Annotated in this window: 14 protein-coding genes; 9 read left to right on the top strand and 5 right to left on the bottom strand. The window is 41.0% G+C overall.

Translation table 11 applies throughout. The annotated features are described in order from the left end of the window. Positions 1 to 208: 208 nt before the first annotated feature. The gene (locus ACLCDV_RS23875) at positions 209 to 697 is read right to left on the bottom strand and encodes an META domain-containing protein (protein ID WP_046673701.1); all 489 of its coding nucleotides are present in this window, start codon (positions 695 to 697) and stop codon (positions 209 to 211) included. 644 nt (positions 698 to 1,341) lie between these two features. Here ACLCDV_RS23875 and ACLCDV_RS23870 point away from each other — a divergent pair. From ACLCDV_RS23870 to ACLCDV_RS23845, 6 genes are all read left to right on the top strand, one after another. Further along, positions 1,342 to 3,225: an alpha-L-fucosidase gene (locus tag ACLCDV_RS23870; protein ID WP_333577167.1), complete on the top strand. Its 1,884-nt coding sequence runs from the start codon at positions 1,342 to 1,344 to the stop codon at positions 3,223 to 3,225. Further along, a complete protein-coding gene (locus ACLCDV_RS23865) occupies positions 3,215 to 5,554 on the top strand; it encodes a glycosyl hydrolase family 95 catalytic domain-containing protein (protein ID WP_411972413.1) in 2,340 nt (779 codons plus the stop codon). The genes ACLCDV_RS23870 and ACLCDV_RS23865 overlap by 11 nt, the downstream gene beginning before the upstream one ends. Beyond that, complete coding sequence (locus ACLCDV_RS23860; protein WP_411972412.1) at positions 5,541 to 6,743, top strand: DUF4369 domain-containing protein; 1,203 nt, start codon at positions 5,541 to 5,543, stop codon at positions 6,741 to 6,743. Before ACLCDV_RS23865 ends, ACLCDV_RS23860 begins: the two co-directional genes overlap by 14 nt. A gap of 65 nt (positions 6,744 to 6,808) precedes the next feature. Then, complete coding sequence (locus ACLCDV_RS23855; protein WP_317669340.1) at positions 6,809 to 7,669, top strand: AraC family transcriptional regulator; 861 nt, start codon at positions 6,809 to 6,811, stop codon at positions 7,667 to 7,669. Positions 7,670 to 7,885: 216 nt separating this feature from the next. Then, complete coding sequence (locus ACLCDV_RS23850) at positions 7,886 to 9,604, top strand: M64 family metallopeptidase (RefSeq protein WP_411972411.1); 1,719 nt, start codon at positions 7,886 to 7,888, stop codon at positions 9,602 to 9,604. Positions 9,605 to 9,679: 75 nt separating this feature from the next. Next, on the top strand, positions 9,680 to 11,119 hold the full coding sequence (locus tag ACLCDV_RS23845; RefSeq protein WP_411972410.1) for a hypothetical protein: 1,440 nt from the start codon (positions 9,680 to 9,682) through the stop codon (positions 11,117 to 11,119). Between the two features lie 94 nt (positions 11,120 to 11,213). Here ACLCDV_RS23845 and ACLCDV_RS23840 read toward each other — a convergent pair whose 3' ends face one another. The 4 genes from ACLCDV_RS23840 to ACLCDV_RS23825 all read right to left on the bottom strand — a co-directional run bounded on the left by ACLCDV_RS23840 (position 11,214) and on the right by ACLCDV_RS23825 (position 15,602). Continuing rightward, positions 11,214 to 12,683: a glycine--tRNA ligase gene (locus tag ACLCDV_RS23840; RefSeq protein ID WP_201640057.1), complete on the bottom strand. Its 1,470-nt coding sequence runs from the start codon at positions 12,681 to 12,683 to the stop codon at positions 11,214 to 11,216. A 32-nt stretch (positions 12,684 to 12,715) separates the two neighbouring features. Continuing rightward, positions 12,716 to 13,177, bottom strand: coding sequence for a thioredoxin-dependent thiol peroxidase (bcp, locus tag ACLCDV_RS23835; protein WP_411972409.1), 462 nt, complete (start codon positions 13,175 to 13,177; stop codon positions 12,716 to 12,718). Positions 13,178 to 13,252: 75 nt separating this feature from the next. Continuing rightward, a complete protein-coding gene (locus tag ACLCDV_RS23830; RefSeq protein WP_411972408.1) occupies positions 13,253 to 14,977 on the bottom strand; it encodes a M23 family metallopeptidase in 1,725 nt (574 codons plus the stop codon). Between the two features lie 13 nt (positions 14,978 to 14,990). Then, positions 14,991 to 15,602: a fumarylacetoacetate hydrolase family protein gene (locus ACLCDV_RS23825; protein ID WP_317669346.1), complete on the bottom strand. Its 612-nt coding sequence runs from the start codon at positions 15,600 to 15,602 to the stop codon at positions 14,991 to 14,993. 496 nt (positions 15,603 to 16,098) lie between these two features. On the opposite strand from ACLCDV_RS23825, the gene ACLCDV_RS23820 reads away from it, so the two are divergent. From ACLCDV_RS23820 to ACLCDV_RS23810, 3 genes are all read left to right on the top strand, one after another. Further along, complete coding sequence (locus ACLCDV_RS23820; RefSeq protein WP_411972407.1) at positions 16,099 to 16,734, top strand: DUF6266 family protein; 636 nt, start codon at positions 16,099 to 16,101, stop codon at positions 16,732 to 16,734. A gap of 36 nt (positions 16,735 to 16,770) precedes the next feature. Then, complete coding sequence (locus tag ACLCDV_RS23815) at positions 16,771 to 17,430, top strand: HAD family hydrolase (protein ID WP_411972406.1); 660 nt, start codon at positions 16,771 to 16,773, stop codon at positions 17,428 to 17,430. A gap of 87 nt (positions 17,431 to 17,517) precedes the next feature. After that, positions 17,518 to 18,006 carry a gluconate 2-dehydrogenase subunit 3 family protein gene (locus ACLCDV_RS23810; RefSeq protein WP_317669348.1) on the top strand — a complete coding sequence of 163 codons (489 nt, stop codon included), beginning with the start codon at positions 17,518 to 17,520 and terminating at the stop codon, positions 18,004 to 18,006. The last annotated feature ends 7 nt before the right edge of the window (positions 18,007 to 18,013 follow it).

Below are 18,013 nucleotides of genomic sequence, written 5' to 3'. Positions count from 1 at the left end.
TGAAATTTTTATATTCATATAATTAGCAATGAAATAACCCCTTTTTATGAAAAAAATATGGCTTTTGCCTTATACTATATCCCTAGTGCTTTGCTTTTCCTGTTCAAAGGACATAGACATGATGCGAAGAAGAGGTAAAAAAAATAACAGACTCTTGAATAAAAAAAGCCGGTACATGTACCGGCTTTTCTTTTATCATAAGATTAACTTACTTTTTGACGAATTGCATCACGACGATATCTCCAGAAATAAATGTCAATTCATTATCTCGTACATCAAAGTTTGTCGTAGACTTTAGACCATTCATAAATTCGTTGTAAGCTGCGTTCTCACAGTGCATCATGGTTGAAACCAATTTATCACCAATCTTGATCGAATTGCCTTTTTCGCTTTCGTAGGTTCCACCAATACCATTACAACCGTTGTTACCATCTACTTTGTGGTCTTTTGTATTGAAAGTCAATGTTGGAATTTTGTCCTTAAATAAATCCTTAAGTTGTTTGCCTGCTGTCTCTGCTGTGGTCAGGGATTTGAGTTCCCAGGTGCCTTCCAAAGACGCATTGTCCACTGTGCTTGGTTTTTGGACCGTAGTAGCCGTGTCGCCGCTACCGGTTGCCTCAGCTTTTTTTCCAGTTGTGTTACATGCGATTGTTGAAAACGCCAATGCAACCGCTAAAATCATTAAATTTCCTCTCATAATCATTTTTAATAATATAAAACTTTTGTTATTTCGTCAGTATCTATATTCATGAAAGCAACCCGAAAGTTCTTTCTGGTCAATACGCTAGCGTAGCGAGCTCATTGATACCTTAATAAAAAAATACAAATCCATAAAGACAGACACTTTCAGAAAAAACATTCCTTTTTCTGCCCTATACTTATAATTATCATGCCAATCTCAAGTATAGCCCAATGGAGCATCTATTTGAATGCTGTTAACCACTTTATCCTCTATTAATAACGGATGGATGATTTTTGTTTGACCGACAAGATAAAGAATCTGATTTTTGGGGAAATTAGGGTGAAAAAAGGACAGTTTTAGGTTGATATAGCATATCAATCGAGGTAAAGCATGTTTTTCTTAGGTGTTGAAAGTAAAAAATCGCTTATGCAGATATACAAAAAGTTAAATAACTGGCTGTAAATAGCACCATTGATAAATTGGAATTCTTGTTTTAATCAATCGATTGATTTGAACAAAAAATACGATTTGACCCAGAGGTAAATCCTATTGGAGCTGAGCATCGGTCGGTTTTGTACGCAAATGTTACATACAGCATTTTGCAAAACTTCTTATCTTAGGGCTTTACAACCTAATTTTCTAGCACATAAATAAAGACTATGTTGACAATCTTGTTATCTTCCATTTTACTTTCCAGCGGGCCTGTAGCCAAATCAGATACTTTAAAAGCTTACGGGGCTCTGCCAACTGAGCGTCAATTAAAGTGGCAGGAGATGGAAACGTATTGTTTGATTCATTATACGCCGACAACTTTCCAAAATAAGGAGTGGGGTTATGGTGACGCACAGCCCGCATTGTTTAATCCTTCGGCTTTTGATGCAAATCAAATTGCTAAGGCAGCCGCAGCAGGTGGTTTCAGGGGCTTAATTAGTGTGGCAAAGCACCATGATGGATTCTGTTTGTGGCCAACCAAGACAACATCCTATAGTATCGCTTCTTCACCATGGGAAAATGGAAAAGGTGATATGGTCAAAGATTTTATGCAAGCGACCCATCGAAATGGGATGAAATTTGGTGTATATCTTTCAGCTTGGGATCGTCACGATGAACGTTACGGTACGCCGGCCTATGCTGAAGCCTACAGACAGCAACTGACTGAATTGATGAGCAATTATGGCCCTTTGTTTACATCCTGGCATGATGGAGCAAATGGTGGTGATGGCTTTTATGGTGGCCATGAAGGAAAGCGTATCATCGATCGAACAACGTACTATGAGTGGCATGAAAAAACCTGGCCAATTGTACGAAAATTACAACCTGAAGCGGTTATTTTCTCAGATATCGGTCCGGATATGCGTTGGGTGGGTAATGAAAAAGGATTTGCTGCTGAAACATCATGGGCAACATTTACGCCGATTGGCTTAAACGGAAAAGTCGCTGTACCCGGAGCGACAGAATCACATAATGCCGAAACAGGTGACCGTAATGGTAAATATTGGATACCGGCTGAATGTGACGTGCCACAACGACCGGGATGGTTTTATCATGAAGAACAAGATAGTCGTGTAAAAACACCAAACCAGCTTTTTGAGATCTATTTAAAATCAGTTGGGAGAGGAGCATGCATGAATCTTGGCTTAGCACCGATGCCTTCCGGTACATTACATGAGAATGATGTGAAGTCGTTAGAGGCTTTTGGAAAAAAAGTGAAAGAAACTTTCCGCACCAATTTAGCCAAAGGAGCGACCATCACGGCATCCAATGTCCGTAATGGTGATTCAAAATCCTATGGTACTTCATTGATTACCGATAACGACCGCTACAGCTATTGGGCAACAGACGATTCCAAAACATCGGCTACATTGGAAATAAAATTAAAATCCCCCGCTAAGTTTGACCTTATTCAATTAAGAGAGAATATTAAGTTGGGACAACGTATCGATAGTGTTTCGATTGAACGTTGGGAAAATAACAGCTGGAAGCCTTTGGCCAAAGCAACAAGCATCGGTGCAAACCGCCTCATCAAACTCGAGCAACCTCAAACTGCAAGTAAACTACGTCTTCATGTTTATGCTCCGGTAGCAATCACGCTCAGTGATTTTGGATTGTTCAAGGAGTATAACGAGCCCTTTGCATTTAATACCAAAGAGGTGAAAAAGCTGACTGGATTTAAGATTTCGACAGGTAGATCCAATAATAATGCTTATATATCTGACGGAAAACCAAGTACTTTTGCGACTGTTGCCGATCAAGGTGTAATTGTTGTGGCTACAGACAAACCTGTTTCTGGTATCGGCTTCCTGCCTCGTCAGGATGGAAAGAACATAGGGACACCAACACATTATAAAATATCAACCAGCACCGACGGGAAAACATGGAGCCTTGCTAAAGAGGGCGAGTTTTCCAATATTAAGGCAAATCCAATTTTGCAACAGGTATTTTTTGATACGAACAGCGCAACCAAGTTTATCAAATTTGAACCAAAACAATTTATCGACGGCAATGAATTAACCATAGCAGAACTTGAATTGTATGGCAAATAGATTTTTAATGCTTATTGTGGTATGTATATGTCATACCACCTTGCTTTTTGCTCAACAAAATCCACTCGTACTTTGGTATAATAAGCCTGCGAAGGTCTGGGAAGAGACTTTACCAATGGGAAACGGACTTATCGGCATGATGCCAGATGGAAATCCTAGTCAGGAAAAGATCGTACTCAACGAGATTAGTATGTGGTCGGGCAGTCCAGAGGATCCCAATAATTATGAAGCCTACAAAAATGTTGACGCTATTCAGGCACTGCTTAAGGGCGGTAAAAATGATGAAGCCGAAAAACTGGTCAATGAAACTTTTGTGACCAAAGGCAAGGGGTCTGGTTTTGGTAATGGTGCAAAGGTTCCCTATGGCTGTTATCAGCTATTCGGCGACCTTTTACTGGATTACAAATTTCCCGCGGGTACGATCGAAGATTACAAGCGTTCCTTGGACTTAGCGACTGCCTCGGCACAGACTTCATTCAAGATCAACGGGCAACAGTTCCAACGTCGTTATTATACTTCTTTTGATAAGAATGTAGGTATTATCCAATTGAGCCAACCTAAGGATGAGGTACAGCAATTAGGCATATCATTCCAGCGCCAGGAAAATATTGACCGTTATACCTTGTTGGACGACGGGATTCTGATCGAGGGATCTTTGCCTGATGGAAAGGGAGGTAAAAATCTGAAATTCGTTGGATTAATTCAGGTTAAAGGTAAAAATCTGCAGATCAGCAAAAAGGATAAAACCTTAGAGGTGTCTGCGAAAGGTGGTCTCACGGTCTATTTCTCAGCAAGTACTTCCTATTATGGGAAGGATCCGTTACCTGTTGTCAAAGCGGCTGTTGCAGCCGCAAAAACTGCTGACGAACAGAAAATATATAAAAACCATCTTGCTGCCTATCAAAAAATCTTTAATCGGGTAAATCTTAATTTGTTTGGAAATACGGCGAATAACGCTATCCCAACCAATGAACGGATTGCCAATTTCTATAAAAATCCAGTTCAGGACCCTGATCTGGCCACAATTTATTATCAGTACGGAAGGTATTTGAATATTTCAAGTGCTGCTCCTAAAAATACAAATTCTCTACCGCCAAATCTGCAGGGACTATGGGCCAATCAGATCAATACCCCTTGGAACGGTGATTATCATCTCAACATCAATGCACAGATGAATCATTGGGGCGTGGAGGTCAATAACCTGAGCGAATATCACAAGCCTTTTATCGAAATGATAAAGCGGATTGCAAAAACTGGCGAGCAGACTGCAAAGGCTTACTATAATGTACCGGGTTGGGTGGTCTATATGATGACGAATATCTGGGGGTATTCCGCTCCGGGTGAGCAGGCTTCCTGGGGAGCCAGTACGGCATCAGGATGGTTATGTAACCATCTCTGGGAGCATTATCTATTCACCGGGGATAAAGATTACCTCAAAGAGATTTATCCGATACTCAAAGGAGCAGCCGAGTTTTACGATCATACATTGGTTCAGGACCCTAAAACAGGATGGTGTGTCACTTCACCGTCGGTGTCGCCGGAAAATGCTTTCCGAATGGCGAATGGAAAAGTTGCTGCGGTTGTGATGGGGCCTACCATTGATAACCAAATCGTAAGGGAGTTATACCGGGCGGTGATCCAAGCTGATTCTATCCTTGCGACGAAAGATAGTTTTGTTGGTGCCTTGAAAGCGAGGCTGAAGGATATCCCTCCGCCGGTAGTCGTTAGTCCATCCGGGCGTGTGATGGAATGGCTCGAGGACTATCAGGAAGTTGAACCTAAACATCGGCATGTATCGCATTTATATGGTCTGTATCCTGCGGCATTTATCTCGCCACAGACGACACCTGAATGGGCTGAGGCTGCACGTAAGACTTTAGCGGTACGTGGCGATGAAGGAACGGGCTGGTCTAGAGCCTGGAAAATATTGTTTTGGGCCAGATTACAGGATGGTGATCATGCACTCGAAATTCTAAGGCAGTTGCTTAAACCTGCTTTTACCAATGAAACAACCTATCAGGGAGTCGGAGCTGGCACTTACCCCAATTTGTTCTGTGCACATCCACCTTTTCAGATTGACGGAAACTTTGGTGGTGCAGCCGGGATTGCCGAGATGTTGATACAGAGTCACAATGGTTATATTCACCTGTTGCCTGCGTTACCTAAAGCCTGGTCTAAAGGCGAAGTTAGCGGTCTCAAAACCAGAGGAAACTACACTGTGGATATGAAATGGGAGAATGGAAAGGTTTCCGACCTCCAGATTAAAGGTAAAAAAGGAAAGATTCGTCTATTTGAAAACGGAAACTATAAAGATTATGAAGTTCGTTAACTATTTTTGCTTGATTTCTGTGCTGGCCTTGGGGACGACAGCCTGTACACAAAAGTCCGAATCGGCGAAGACAGCCGCCTTGTTGAATAGCTTTAGCTATAAGATAACTGGAAAAACCACTGCCGGGGATGGTACTCAGGTGAGCCTCGTCGATCACGATAATAAAATGCAGCAATTTGTAAAAACGCAAGTTGCTAATGGGCAATTTGTTTTGGAAGGCGAACTTGCCATGGCCGGATTTTACGATATTCAGATTAAGGGTATGGAGCCCTATACATTATTTGTCGAAGGCGGAAGTGACTATGATTTAAGTGAAGATCAGGGTAAGTTTACCTTGACAACCTCTTCGCAGAACGCCAAGGATTTCATACAGTTCAATGCGAACTACAAACAGCGGGAGCAGGAGGAAAAAAATAAAACGGCAAATAAAAGCCAACGAGTAAGGCAGCTGGAGAGTCAGTTGCCTTCGATGGCTGCAAGAAATGATGGTTCCTATGAAAAAGCAGTAGACGAAATACAGCGCTTAAACGGCAATGCCGCATTTAATCCACGCACGCTATACGCCGATTTTATTCTCGATAGTACCCACCGATCATCTTTGGTATTGCCTTATTTTTTTAAATACGTCTCCCTAGATCAGACGAATTATAAAAAGTTCGATGCAGCATTGCAGGGTTTTAATACGGATCTGCAGAAGCATCCCTATTTTAAATTTGCCCGCGAAAAAGTCGATCGGGTGAAAGATTTTTATGAAAATATGCCTGTATTTCCTTCGATTACACCAATGAATGTAGAAAGGGATACCTTAGCGCTAAAGGATATTTCAAAAGCTAAAATGCTGATTGCCGCATTTTGGAAAGCTTCCAATACCAATAGCAAGGCCGATATTGGAATGTTACGGAAAAAAGAATCTCAGTTGAACGCTATGGGGGTAAGGGTTATCTATTTTTCGCTGGATAAGGATCTGGATAAATGGAGTAAATCAAGCAAGGACCTGGCCTTAGGTAAGCAGAGTTACTTTTTGAATTATAACGACCAGGCAACGATGGAAAATGACTTTGGTATAGATCGTACACCAAGTTATCTCTGGATAAACCCACAGACCCTAAAAATTTTATCCTTAAGTGGTGAAGATCCAGCGATGCCACAGTTTTTAGGGAAAGTGAAGGAATTTGTTGCTAAAAATTAACGTTTATTGTCTTAAAAAACCTTACATTTGAATTAACTGTTTAATATTTGTTATTTCAATACGTAATGAAAGTTGTTCAATTTACAGTTCCGGTGGTTTACCAAGGATCTATTTGTGTGCAGGAAGACATTCTGCCTTCATTTTACAGCAATTACCACCGGCACAAGGAAATCCAGCTGACCTATATCTTAAAGGGTAGAGGAACCTTTATGATTGGCAACTTTACACATAGTTTTGAAGAGGACGAGATCTATATCGTTGACGCGGATGAACCGCATATGTTCAAGACTGGCGAGGATATAAGGGATGGCATTCATGCCATCCATATTTTTTTCGACTACGAACATTTTAAACCCTTTCTGGATTTCCCTGAATTCGATGATGTCAAGTATTTTCTGGAACACATCAACGTCAGTAAAAAATTGGATGCGGAACACTCCGTCGCGCTGAAAGAAAAGTTTGTACAGATTAACGTGAGTGCGGGCATAGATCGTCTCCTCTCTTTTGTGAAGCTGATTAATTTTCTAAGTAAAAAAGTAGAACAATGGACTTCGCTCTATACAGGCATTCCACAGAAGAAGTTTTCAGATGCCGAGGGATTGCGAATCAACGAAATATTCCAATATACCTTTCAGCATTTTGGAGACAAGATTTCTCTGGAAGACATTGCTGCGGTGGCGCACATGACGCCACATGCCTTTTGTAAATATTTTAAGAAGCATACCCGGAAAACCTATGTAACCTTTCTCAATGAAATCCGGATAGAACGGGCCTGCAAAATGTTGATTGACGAATCTTCGGAAAGTGTTTCTAATATCGCTTTTAAAACGGGATTTAATAATGTTGTCAATTTCAATCGGGTATTCAAAAAAATAACTAAACTTTCACCCAGTGAATATGTACAGGAACATCGTATGCGCGACTAGGCTGTTTGGCGGATGTTACTATGCTGTTTAATTGAAAAGTCTATGGAGCTTTCCAAGCTATAGCAGTATCCTCATCCCGTTGATTTTTGGTAGGCTCCCCTCCCCGGAAATTGGAAGAATGGTTTTGTTGACAATATCGGAGAAAGACTCGTCAATAAAATTTAAAAATAGCAGGTGCTAAAATGGTATTTTTGAGTTCTAACGATAACCATTCCGATGAATAAAAATCTATTTATTGCACTCATAGTTTTATGTATATCTGCCCTGCAGCTCCGGGCCCAATCTTCTCTTTTTAAGATCGATACGCTGCAATACCAAGGAACGGATAAGCATATTGTCAATTTGGTCATTTTGGGGGACGGTTACACCAAAGCAGAGCTGGATGATTATGCTGCCGATGCCAAGCAATTTACCAACTATTTTTTCTCGATCGAACCTTTTAAACAATACAGTAGTTTTTTTAATGTGTTTGCAATTCGTACGATCTCCGAAGAATCTGGCGCAACACACGATTGCAAAGCGGGTGACTGTGTACATGGTGAAACCGATTTGAGTAAATATCCGCCACGTTACAATAAGTTTAAACGGGATCATGCTGTTCCGGTTGCTCATCCGAACACGATTTTTGGAAGCAGCTTTGACAATGGTGGTTTACATCGTTTGGTTGTACCTCAGAAAAATGATCGTATTGAAGAGGTATTGAAGACACATACCCCCAATTATACACAGGTTGTTGTGTTGGTCAATTCCCCATTTTATGGTGGTTCAGGAGGTAAATGGGCAACTTCTACTGTTAATTTTAAGAGCAATGATATCGCGGTACACGAAATTGGACATTCTTTTGCCCAGCTTGCGGATGAGTATTGGGCTGGAAATCAATATGCTATTGAGTCTACGAACCGCTCACAGTCGGCAGATGCAGATCATGTTCCCTGGAAATACTGGCTCGGAAAAGATGGGGTAGGGATTTACTCGTATGGTGGTAAAGGTTCGCCTTCAAACTGGTTTAGACCACATGAGTATTGTAAAATGCAGTATTTGGTAGCTCCATTTTGCCCTGTCTGTCAAGAACAATTTGTGGCTTCCATCAAGAAAAAATCAAGTCCATTTATTCAAGTAAAGCCAGGGGTAGACCAGACACTTACTTTGGATAGTGTTCAGAAATTTTCGCTACGATTGGCAAAACCTTCTCCAAACACCTTTAAGTTATGCTGGTTGTTCAATGACGAGACAATTGCAACCGACATTGATTCTATTTATCTCGATCCTGGTATGTTAAACGTGGGAACAAATACATTAAAGGTAATGATTCAGGATACAACCAATTTGTTGCGCAACCCCTTGTATCTTAATTATAAGGATTCCGTTGTATGGACCTTTAATCAGAGCAAGTTGATTGATTTGGCGAAACCACAGGTAACATGGGGCGATACACTGGAAACCTGTTATGGAGGAGCTCAGGTACTTACTGTAAAGCATCCTGTTGCCGGACTTCAATACCGATGGTATGATGCTGCTACAGGATATTGGGAAGAGACGGGCCGTAATATTTTTCTGCAGGATATTGTGGAGTCAAAAGTGTACCTCGTCCGTGGAATTTGGGATGACCGGGTCTCCGAGAAGACAAAAATTAATATCAATACACTGAGTAAAATCGATAAACCAAAGCGTATTGCCGTTAAAATCGATAAGAAAAAAAATACAGTACAGTTGACGGTAAAGGATAAAGTCGATACGCGTTATAACTACATCTGGTTGAATGAAGATGGCAGTCCGATCTATGAATGGGATGAATTCAATGGTGAGTACGTACGCCCAACAGGAGTCAATAATGTACTTACCATCAAATTAGCAAGCTCATCGAGAAAGGTATACGTCCAAAAAATCGACAAAGAAACCACCTGTAAAAGCGAAAAAACAATTGTAACTTTTTAGTTGTACGGTTGTAGTTAAATGATTTATAAGTTAATTTTAGTCTGCCGGTTAATTAACTTATAATCATTTATATTTATGAAGAAAAAATCCAAGTCGACTTGGTGTATTTTTTCATGTGTATTCATCCTGGTTTTAGCCGCAATGCCTTCGTGCAAAAAACACGCAAAACTTCCCGATGAAAACAATGAAACAATTCATGCGGTAAAATTCAAAATCAAGGATTTTGAAGCGATTGTTACTCCCCTAAAAAAACAATCATCCAATGCAAAACGAGCTGCCCTTAGTGGAGCTACATCCGAAGACCAGCTGCTGTATCATTGGACCTTTGACAACGGCAATGCCGTTCCAGAAAACGCCCTTGATGAAGCTGTCGTTATCGACTATGACAATGGAAAAAAGAACTATGATTTTTTGGGCGGCTGGCCTGCAACGGGAAAGGCCATTAGTTTCAAAGGCGGTAAGGAGATCCTGGTCAAAATTCCTGCTACAGGTATCCAATCCTTAGGCAGTTGGGTATTTGATTGCAATAGTTCGAATACGGGGCCAAGAGCACTGCTCCTGAGTTACTCGCTGGATAAGGGGAATAGTTTTTCGGAACTCTCAGACACAATTAAATATCCGCCGAATCTGACCCAGTCAGCTAAAATCCCTGTGAGCGCATCATTGGGCAATATTTCACTCGGTAACAGTAAAGAGCTTTGGTTGAAAATCTCATTATTTGCGGGTAGCAGGGATGGGGGAGCAGGCTACAGTCCAACGACAGGTACTTTTAAGATGGATAACCTGATGATTTATGGACAAGTAAACCCTGCGGCTTTACCCAGCAAATTTTACTACCATGTATTCGATGCAAAATCCAAGGCGATGGTCAAATCAGGGGTGCTAGATTCGCAGGAAGCTTTTGATGTCGAATTGCCAAATGGAAGCTATTACCTGAGTCTGATTGCTAAAAACTCAACATTGCCGCTGATTATGGCTGAGGCTACGGACTTTGAACACTTTTATGTTACGAATTCTTTTGCGGAACGAGCTGCGGAGCTATTTGCCGGTCGGGATACCTTTGAGGTTAAAGGGGCTACAGAACGGGTATTGAACTTAAACCGGATCTATAGCGAGGTCAAATTGACCTTTACAGACAGCGAAGACCTGAGCGTGATCGATAGTATTCAGGTGGAGCAGCTTCATCCGGTATTTCATTATTATCCTTTTATGACGCGAAGTAGCGATCAGTTCGATAAAAGTGTGCTGACGGTTTTCCCACATTTTACAGCGGCGAATCAAAGCTTTACTTTTAATCAATTTATGGGCTATTATCGCGATAATACCGCGATTAAATATCAGTTCCGTGTTTTCAGGGAGGGTAAATTGCTGCGCACATTTGAATTGGGGAGTGAAATCCGAAATAATGTCCAAATACAGTTTAAGGGCAAATTGCTGGAAACCGCCAACGGAAATCTAGGTTTTCAGGTCGTGAAGAACGAGCATTGGGACGACAATATTGTGATAGAATACTAGTCGAAGCTTTTCATACAGCATCTAGCCTCCTACATCTATCAACACAAAAAAGGTGTCCACTGCTGGACACCTTTTTCTTTTATAGCGATTTTGACTATATTAATTTTTTAAGCAGGGTATTCCAACCAGCCAAGTCATTCAATATTTTTTCAAGATCGGCAATGGCGACACGTTCCTGTGCCATTGTATCACGGTGACGGATGGTAACGGTATTATCTTCCAGTGAATCGTAATCAACTGTGATACAGATTGGTGTTCCGATTGCGTCTTGACGGCGGTATCGTTTTCCGATTGCATCTTTTTCGTCATATTGAACGTTGTAATCCAATTTTAGCGTATTTAGGATTTCACGTGCTTTTTCTGGTAAACCATCTTTTTTGGTCAATGGTAAAATTGCAGCTTTTACCGGTGCCAATGCTGGTGGGAACTTCAATACGACACGAGAATCTTGTTTTTCTGCTGTAGAAAGATCCTCTGTTACCAGAGCGTTACATAATACAGTTAAGAAAAGACGATCCAATCCAATTGACGTTTCGATTACATATGGAATGTAGTTTTGATTGATTTCAGGATCAAAATATTGCATTTTCTTTTTAGAAAATTCCTGATGTTGTTTCAAGTCAAAATCTGTACGCGAGTGGATACCTTCAACTTCTTTGAATCCGAATGGGAAGTTGAATTCAATATCAACTGCAGCATTTGCGTAATGCGCTAATTTGTCGTGATCGTGGTAACGGTAGTTTGAAGGATCGAAGCCCAATGCCAAATGCCATTTCAAGCGTGTCTCTTTCCATTTGTTATACCATTCCAATTCAGTACCCGGGCGGCAGAAAAATTGCATTTCCATTTGCTCGAATTCACGCATACGCATGATAAACTGACGTGCAATTACTTCGTTACGGAAAGCTTTACCAATTTGGGCGATACCGAAAGGAATTTTCATACGTCCTGTTTTTTGAACGTTCAGGAAGTTGACGAAAATACCTTGTGCAGTTTCGGGGCGAAGATAAACTTGATCTGCGCCATCGGCCATAGCACCCATCTGAGTTGCAAACATCAAATTGAATTGACGTACTTCAGTCCAGTTTTTGGTACCTGAAACCGGACAGACAATATTATGTTCTTCGATGATGGTTTTTAGTCCAGCTAAATCGTCTGCATTCAATGCGGTATTCAAAGCGTCTAATAATGCAGCAGCTTCCGCTGTCTTACCATCTGCTTCATAACGTGCAATTTTATCTTCGATCAATTGATCGGCACGGTAGCGTTTTTTTGAATCCTTATTGTCGATCATCGGATCATTAAATCCATCAACGTGACCAGAGGCTTTCCATGTTGTCGGGTGCATGAAAATTGCGGCATCAATACCAACAATGTTTTCGTGCAATTGCACCATGGATTTCCACCAATAAGTCTTTAGGTTGTTTTTTAATTCCGAACCTAATTGCCCGTAATCGTAGACGGCACTTAATCCGTCATATATTTCGCTCGATTGAAATACAAAACCGTATTCCTTCGCGTGTGATACTACACTTTTGAAAAAGTCGTCTGTTTGTTTGCTCATAAGTGGCAAATATAGATATTAGTATTTAGATTTTAAACGCCTAAATCACGGATCTGCTGGGAAGCATTTTTGTTATCTACTTTTTTGATGATATGCTGGATAATGCCATCTGCATCAATCACAAAAGTAGTACGTGCTGTGCCCATATACTTTTTGCCATACATGTTCTTTTCGACCCATACGCCATAGGCCTCTACAAGGCTCTTGTCTTCATCTACAAGCAGCTGAAAAGGAAGCTCATGTTTACTGATGAATTTTTGGTGCGATGCCGCACCGTCCACACTTACGCCTATGATTTCAAAACCATCTTTTTTCAAAGACTGATAATTGTCTCTGAAATTGCAGGCCTCCGTGGTGCAGCCCGGTGTATTGTCTTTTGGATAAAAATATAAAATAACTTTTTTCCCTTTAAAATCTGAAAGATGGACTGTTTCACCATTTTGATTTTTTGCACTGAAATCCGGTGCTTTTTGTCCTATTTCTAGTGTTGCCATATTACCTTTTATTTAGTTTGATTAAGATACGATTAATCTCTTGAACCGCCTGATTTATTGCCAAAAATTAAGGGTCTACCTTATAAAAGAAGCTTCGTATGTCTTTAAATTCCCTTTGTTGTCTTTCACTTCGAGTTTAAACGCATGTCGGCCACTGCTTAAGTCGGGTTCGAATTCGTGCCAGATATGTCTCGTTTTAGGATCATATTTCATCAAGGCCCATTTTCCATCAATATAAGCGTCAAAAGTATCTATTCCTGAGAGATTGTCGCTGATTGTAAAGTCAATGGATTGCTGTCCACTCACATTCTTTCCGTCGGTGAGGTTCCGTGCCACAATATTCGGTGCAATGGTGTCAACAGCAACATAAAAACCGCCAAACTCGCGTACATTGGCCACGACCCAACCGTTCTCATATTTACCTCCCTGTGCTCCACCGTCGGAAGAAACAATCAAAGCCTTGTCATAAAGATTTTCAGACAAGCTGTAGTCTGGTTTGATCATGAGCTTGTAATATCCAAAGACCGGTGTATAAGCATTGTGGATATAGTGTATTGCCGAGTAGCCTTTTGCAGGTTTTGCTCCCTGCGAATAGTTGAAGTAAAGGTCGTCATACAATATATTTTTGCTCATATAAACCCGGGCATTCTCCGCTTCATATTTGTTCTCGTCAGCATAGTGGAACATTTTTAAGCCGACCGCATTTGTGCGACTAATTGAAAGTGAAGGATTATTTTGGACTTTAAAATTCAATTCGCTCGTATTCCCTTGCACATCCTTGACAACATATTTGACGTCATGGACCTCATTGTCCTTCAATTCGATTTTCCCCAGGTTGTCCAGGTGTTTATAGATGTTGATCGGATTGTTTGGATCTTTGAAACTTTTTTGAACGCGTACACCGGATTTTTTTAAGTAGGGGTAGTCGACGTAAGACTGGATCGCACGGGTTTGATCAAAAGGGATTGATTCAAACAGCACCGTACTGATGTTTTTGTTGTCCAAGAAAAGTTCGATCGAGTAGACACCATACGTAAATGAGATACCGCTACGTTTATCGACAGTGTTAATGCCTAGCCCAAAGGTGCCATTCACAGAGATGGGGGCGTTTGTTGCTAAGCTATAATTGCCGCTACCAACGGATTTGATGGTTTGATGTCTACGGGGCGTATTTTCATCAAATAGCTCGGAGCCTAAATCATAGACCGTCACGCCGCGGATGATCGGTTTTACACCATCCGGAAAAAGCAGTCCGAACAATTGTGGATTGAGTGGTAGCTGCGCTTTTGTGTCACGGATTTCAAAATGAAGATGCGGACCTGCAGATCCACCTGTATTGCCCGAATTTGCAATAAACTCGCCTTTTTTCACCGGGACCTGGTTCGGTTTGAGGAATACATCGACATCAAAACGTTTCTGCTTGTACTGCTCATCTTTGATGATTTTAGCAAGATCCGAGTTGAAACTTTCTAGGTGCATGTATACCGAGGTATAACCATTGGGGTGATCAATATAAACGTAATTACCACCACCACCTATCTGCACCCTGACGCGGGATACAAAACCTTCCGCCGCCGCATGCACGGGAATATTGATACGTTGTTGTGTCCGATAGTCGTCTCCGCCGTGGAAGTGCGTTGCCCGCAATTCGCCGAACGATCCTGAAGCCTGCGGCGCTATGTCCATGGGCCGTACAAAATAATTTTGTGGATAATTACGGCTTTTGATAATATCTTGTCCCTGGCTCAAACCTGCCATACCAGTGAGGAGAGCCAGTAATGCAATTCTTTTTTTTGTCATAGGATGTTGCAGCTTATTTAATTTTACAGCTAAACATCTTCTGTTCGCCGATGAACCCTTCCAATAAATCGCCGATGGCTACAGAGCCGACACCAACAGGCGTACCTGTGTAAATGAGGTCCCCTTTGCGGAGGGTAATAAATTTGGAGGTATACACAATCAGGTCTTCGTAGGAGAAAATCATGTCCTTGGTATTTCCCTGCTGGACTGTTTGTCCATTTTGCTGCAGGGAGAAATCAATCGAATTCACATCTGTTAGCTCCTCTTTAGGAATTAAGTTGCTGATCACTGCAGAATGGTCAAATGCTTTTGCCAGTTCCCAAGGAAGGCTTTTTGCTTTTAGTTCTTGTTGGACATCTCTCGCGGTGAAGTCAATTCCCAGGCCGACAGCATCGAAGTAAGTTGATGCAAATTTTGGTGTCACATGTTTTCCCTCTTTACAGATCCGGAGGACAACTTCGGTTTCGAACTGAATATTTTTGGAGAATTCCGGGTAATAGAAATCTTTGTTATCCTTTAATACCGCAGTATCAGGTTTTAAAAATATAATGGGATTTTCAGGAACAGGATTATTGAGCTCTTTCGCGTGGTCGATGTAATTGCGACCGATTGCAATTATTTTCATGATATAAATTTTTAAGGCAATGAAGCTTTCAGATTTCTTGCGAACTCATGAGTTCGGTTTTCATTGCGTGTACGTTTGAGGCGGTATTCGAAAGTACTATAGGCCATTTGTGAGCGACCTTCACTTGGCCGGAATGCGCAATGCTAACGAACGTCATGTGAGGAACGATATGGCTATCTTCTAAAAGCTTGTCGTGCATCCATACTCGGTATACTTTAGTTTTCGTTTACCACAACAAACTTAATAAATGTCTAAAGCTTATCCAAAAATGAAGGAAAACAACTGTTTTTATACATATTATCAAATTAACTATTTACATAGGGTTTAGTTAGGGTTAGCTTATGGTTTAGTTAGGGTTTGTTTAGGTATAACCTAAATAAACCCTAACTTAAACCTAGCTAAATTCTAATTTATTGCTAAACTAAGTCAAACATTGATAACTATTATTTGTTAGGGTGTAAAATAGATCCCGCAATTACAATAAAAAGGTTTAAAAATGGCAATATTAGAAGATGGTCCAAATGGTGGTTTTCGAGGCAAAGTAGGTTCAGTATATGGCTACAATCTCAATGGAAAATGTGTTATCCGGGGGGCGAGGAAGAAAAGTACGAAACCACCAACTGCCGCGCAATTGGCGCATCGTCAGAAAATAAAATTGGTAAGTGAGTTTTGTGGCTGGATAAAGCCTATTGTTAACTTTGGGTATCAATTTGAAGAAACTAAAAACTCCGGACGAGGGAAATTTCAACTTGCACAGCAGCATATTTTCAAAAATGCGATTGACGTGGATGTCGAAAATAAACCAGTTATTAATATGGAAAAAGTGCAGGTATTTGTCGGGGAGCTCGTCTCACCCGAAGGTGTTCAGGCTCGTTGGGAAAATGATCTGTTGAAATTATCGTGGATACCGAATCCGAAATACGGGGATAGCATATTTAAATTAAATCTGGCCTTAGTCAGTTTAGATCGGGAGGCCGACCTCAAAATGGCCATCGCGGACGCGGCGCAGGGGGAATGTACGGTTGACATCGCGACATTTAGAAAGGATAAATTTGATTATCATGTCTACATCGGTTTTTGGGATACCTATCATGGTGCATTCTCAAATTCTACCTATTGTGGCGTCATTTAATAGGATTTTTCCACCTACTTGTGTATCTTTAACACTATGAATAAAATACAGGCGGTATTGTTCGATCTGGACGGTACGTTAATTGATTCGGAATATTTCTATTTCAAAAACTGGGCACCTATCTTAAAACAGGAATTTAACCTTCAGATCAACTATGAAGATTGGATTCGCGATTTTGCTGGACATACTTTAGCACATAATGTCAAGCGTCTTACCGAGGACTATGGCTACGACGTGACGGAAGAACATATGTGGAAGCGTACACGTGCTGCTTATGCCGATTCTAATATGAGCGATATAGAATTGATGCCTGGAGCGCGAGAAATTTTAGCTTTTTTGAAAGCAGAAGATATCCGTATCGGGCTTGTAACCTCGAGTTATAGAAGTACGGTCGATACTGTTTTGGGCAAGCATGAGCTTTTGGATTATTTTGAGTTTTTTGTCACGCGTGAGTGTGTGGAGTTGCCAAAACCCAATCCGGAACCCTATCGTTTGGCCTTGAAAAATCTGGGTCTACCAGCAGACCGCTGTGTGGCTATCGAAGATACATCGACAGGAAGTACATCGGCATTGGGAGCAGGGACGCAGTTGATTGCAGTTACGAAACAGGAGGTAGAGCGCGCTAGACTAACAGCTGTTGATAACATTGTGGAAAACTTATCTGAGGCAAAAGCCCTGTTGGCGCAATGGATTTGAGGGGTGTAAAATAATTTAATCGATTTAGCATTTGTATTTTTATTCGGATATATGTAATATTACCGAATTGTAAAGGGAACTCTGATTATGAACCGTAGAACCGCAATAAAGCAATTTTTCATTATAGCTGGCGGACTGACAATTTTGTCATCCTGTCTGAATGATGGAGGTGCATCAATTGTATTAAATAAGCTGAAGATTTCGGCGGAGGATGAGCAATTTTTGGGCGATCTGGCTGATATCCTGATTCCGAAATCGGATACACCAGGAGGAAAGGAATTGAACCTGCATCTTTTCGTTATCAAAATGGTGGATGATTGTGAGTCGCCAGAAAATCAGGCTAAATTTGTCGCTGGTTTCAACAAATTGAGAAAACAGTTGAATTTAAAAAATAGCAAAGAGACGGAGACCACTTTGGCGGGATTAAAAGACCAAACTGACGAGAAGGCTTTTTTTGAGACCTTCAAATCGCGTGCAATTCAGGGGTATATGAACTCAGAATTCGTGATGAAGAATAAGGTGATCTATAAACTTATTCCAGGCCCGTACAATGGTGCGGTAAAAGTTAAGGCGTAAATAGCAC

Origin of the sequence: Sphingobacterium sp. Lzh-3, from assembly GCF_046764375.1 — a bacterium.
Taxonomy (GTDB): Bacteria; Bacteroidota; Bacteroidia; order Sphingobacteriales; family Sphingobacteriaceae; genus Sphingobacterium.
Note: the sequence above shows the minus strand (reverse complement) of the source record. Positions and strands in the feature narration are given on the sequence as shown.

Bases quoted from the DNA above. Each gene is read 5' to 3' on its own strand.
- ACLCDV_RS23830 (WP_411972408.1), bottom strand. From the start codon at position 14,977: ATGACAAAAAAAAGAATTGCATTACTGGCTCTCCTCACTGGTATGGCA.
- ACLCDV_RS23855 (WP_317669340.1), top strand. From the start codon at position 6,809: ATGAAAGTTGTTCAATTTACAGTTCCGGTGGTTTACCAAGGATCTATT.
- ACLCDV_RS23840 (WP_201640057.1), bottom strand. From the start codon at position 12,683: ATGAGCAAACAAACAGACGACTTTTTCAAAAGTGTAGTATCACACGCG.
- ACLCDV_RS23815 (WP_411972406.1), top strand. From the start codon at position 16,771: ATGAATAAAATACAGGCGGTATTGTTCGATCTGGACGGTACGTTAATT.
- ACLCDV_RS23875 (WP_046673701.1), bottom strand. From the start codon at position 697: ATGAGAGGAAATTTAATGATTTTAGCGGTTGCATTGGCGTTTTCAACA.
- ACLCDV_RS23870 (WP_333577167.1), top strand. From the start codon at position 1,342: ATGTTGACAATCTTGTTATCTTCCATTTTACTTTCCAGCGGGCCTGTA.
- ACLCDV_RS23850 (WP_411972411.1), top strand. From the start codon at position 7,886: ATGAATAAAAATCTATTTATTGCACTCATAGTTTTATGTATATCTGCC.
- ACLCDV_RS23810 (WP_317669348.1), top strand. From the start codon at position 17,518: ATGAACCGTAGAACCGCAATAAAGCAATTTTTCATTATAGCTGGCGGA.
- ACLCDV_RS23845 (WP_411972410.1), top strand. From the start codon at position 9,680: ATGAAGAAAAAATCCAAGTCGACTTGGTGTATTTTTTCATGTGTATTC.
- ACLCDV_RS23825 (WP_317669346.1), bottom strand. From the start codon at position 15,602: ATGAAAATAATTGCAATCGGTCGCAATTACATCGACCACGCGAAAGAG.
- bcp (WP_411972409.1), bottom strand. From the start codon at position 13,177: ATGGCAACACTAGAAATAGGACAAAAAGCACCGGATTTCAGTGCAAAA.
- ACLCDV_RS23860 (WP_411972412.1), top strand. From the start codon at position 5,541: ATGAAGTTCGTTAACTATTTTTGCTTGATTTCTGTGCTGGCCTTGGGG.
- ACLCDV_RS23865 (WP_411972413.1), top strand. From the start codon at position 3,215: ATGGCAAATAGATTTTTAATGCTTATTGTGGTATGTATATGTCATACC.
- ACLCDV_RS23820 (WP_411972407.1), top strand. From the start codon at position 16,099: ATGGCAATATTAGAAGATGGTCCAAATGGTGGTTTTCGAGGCAAAGTA.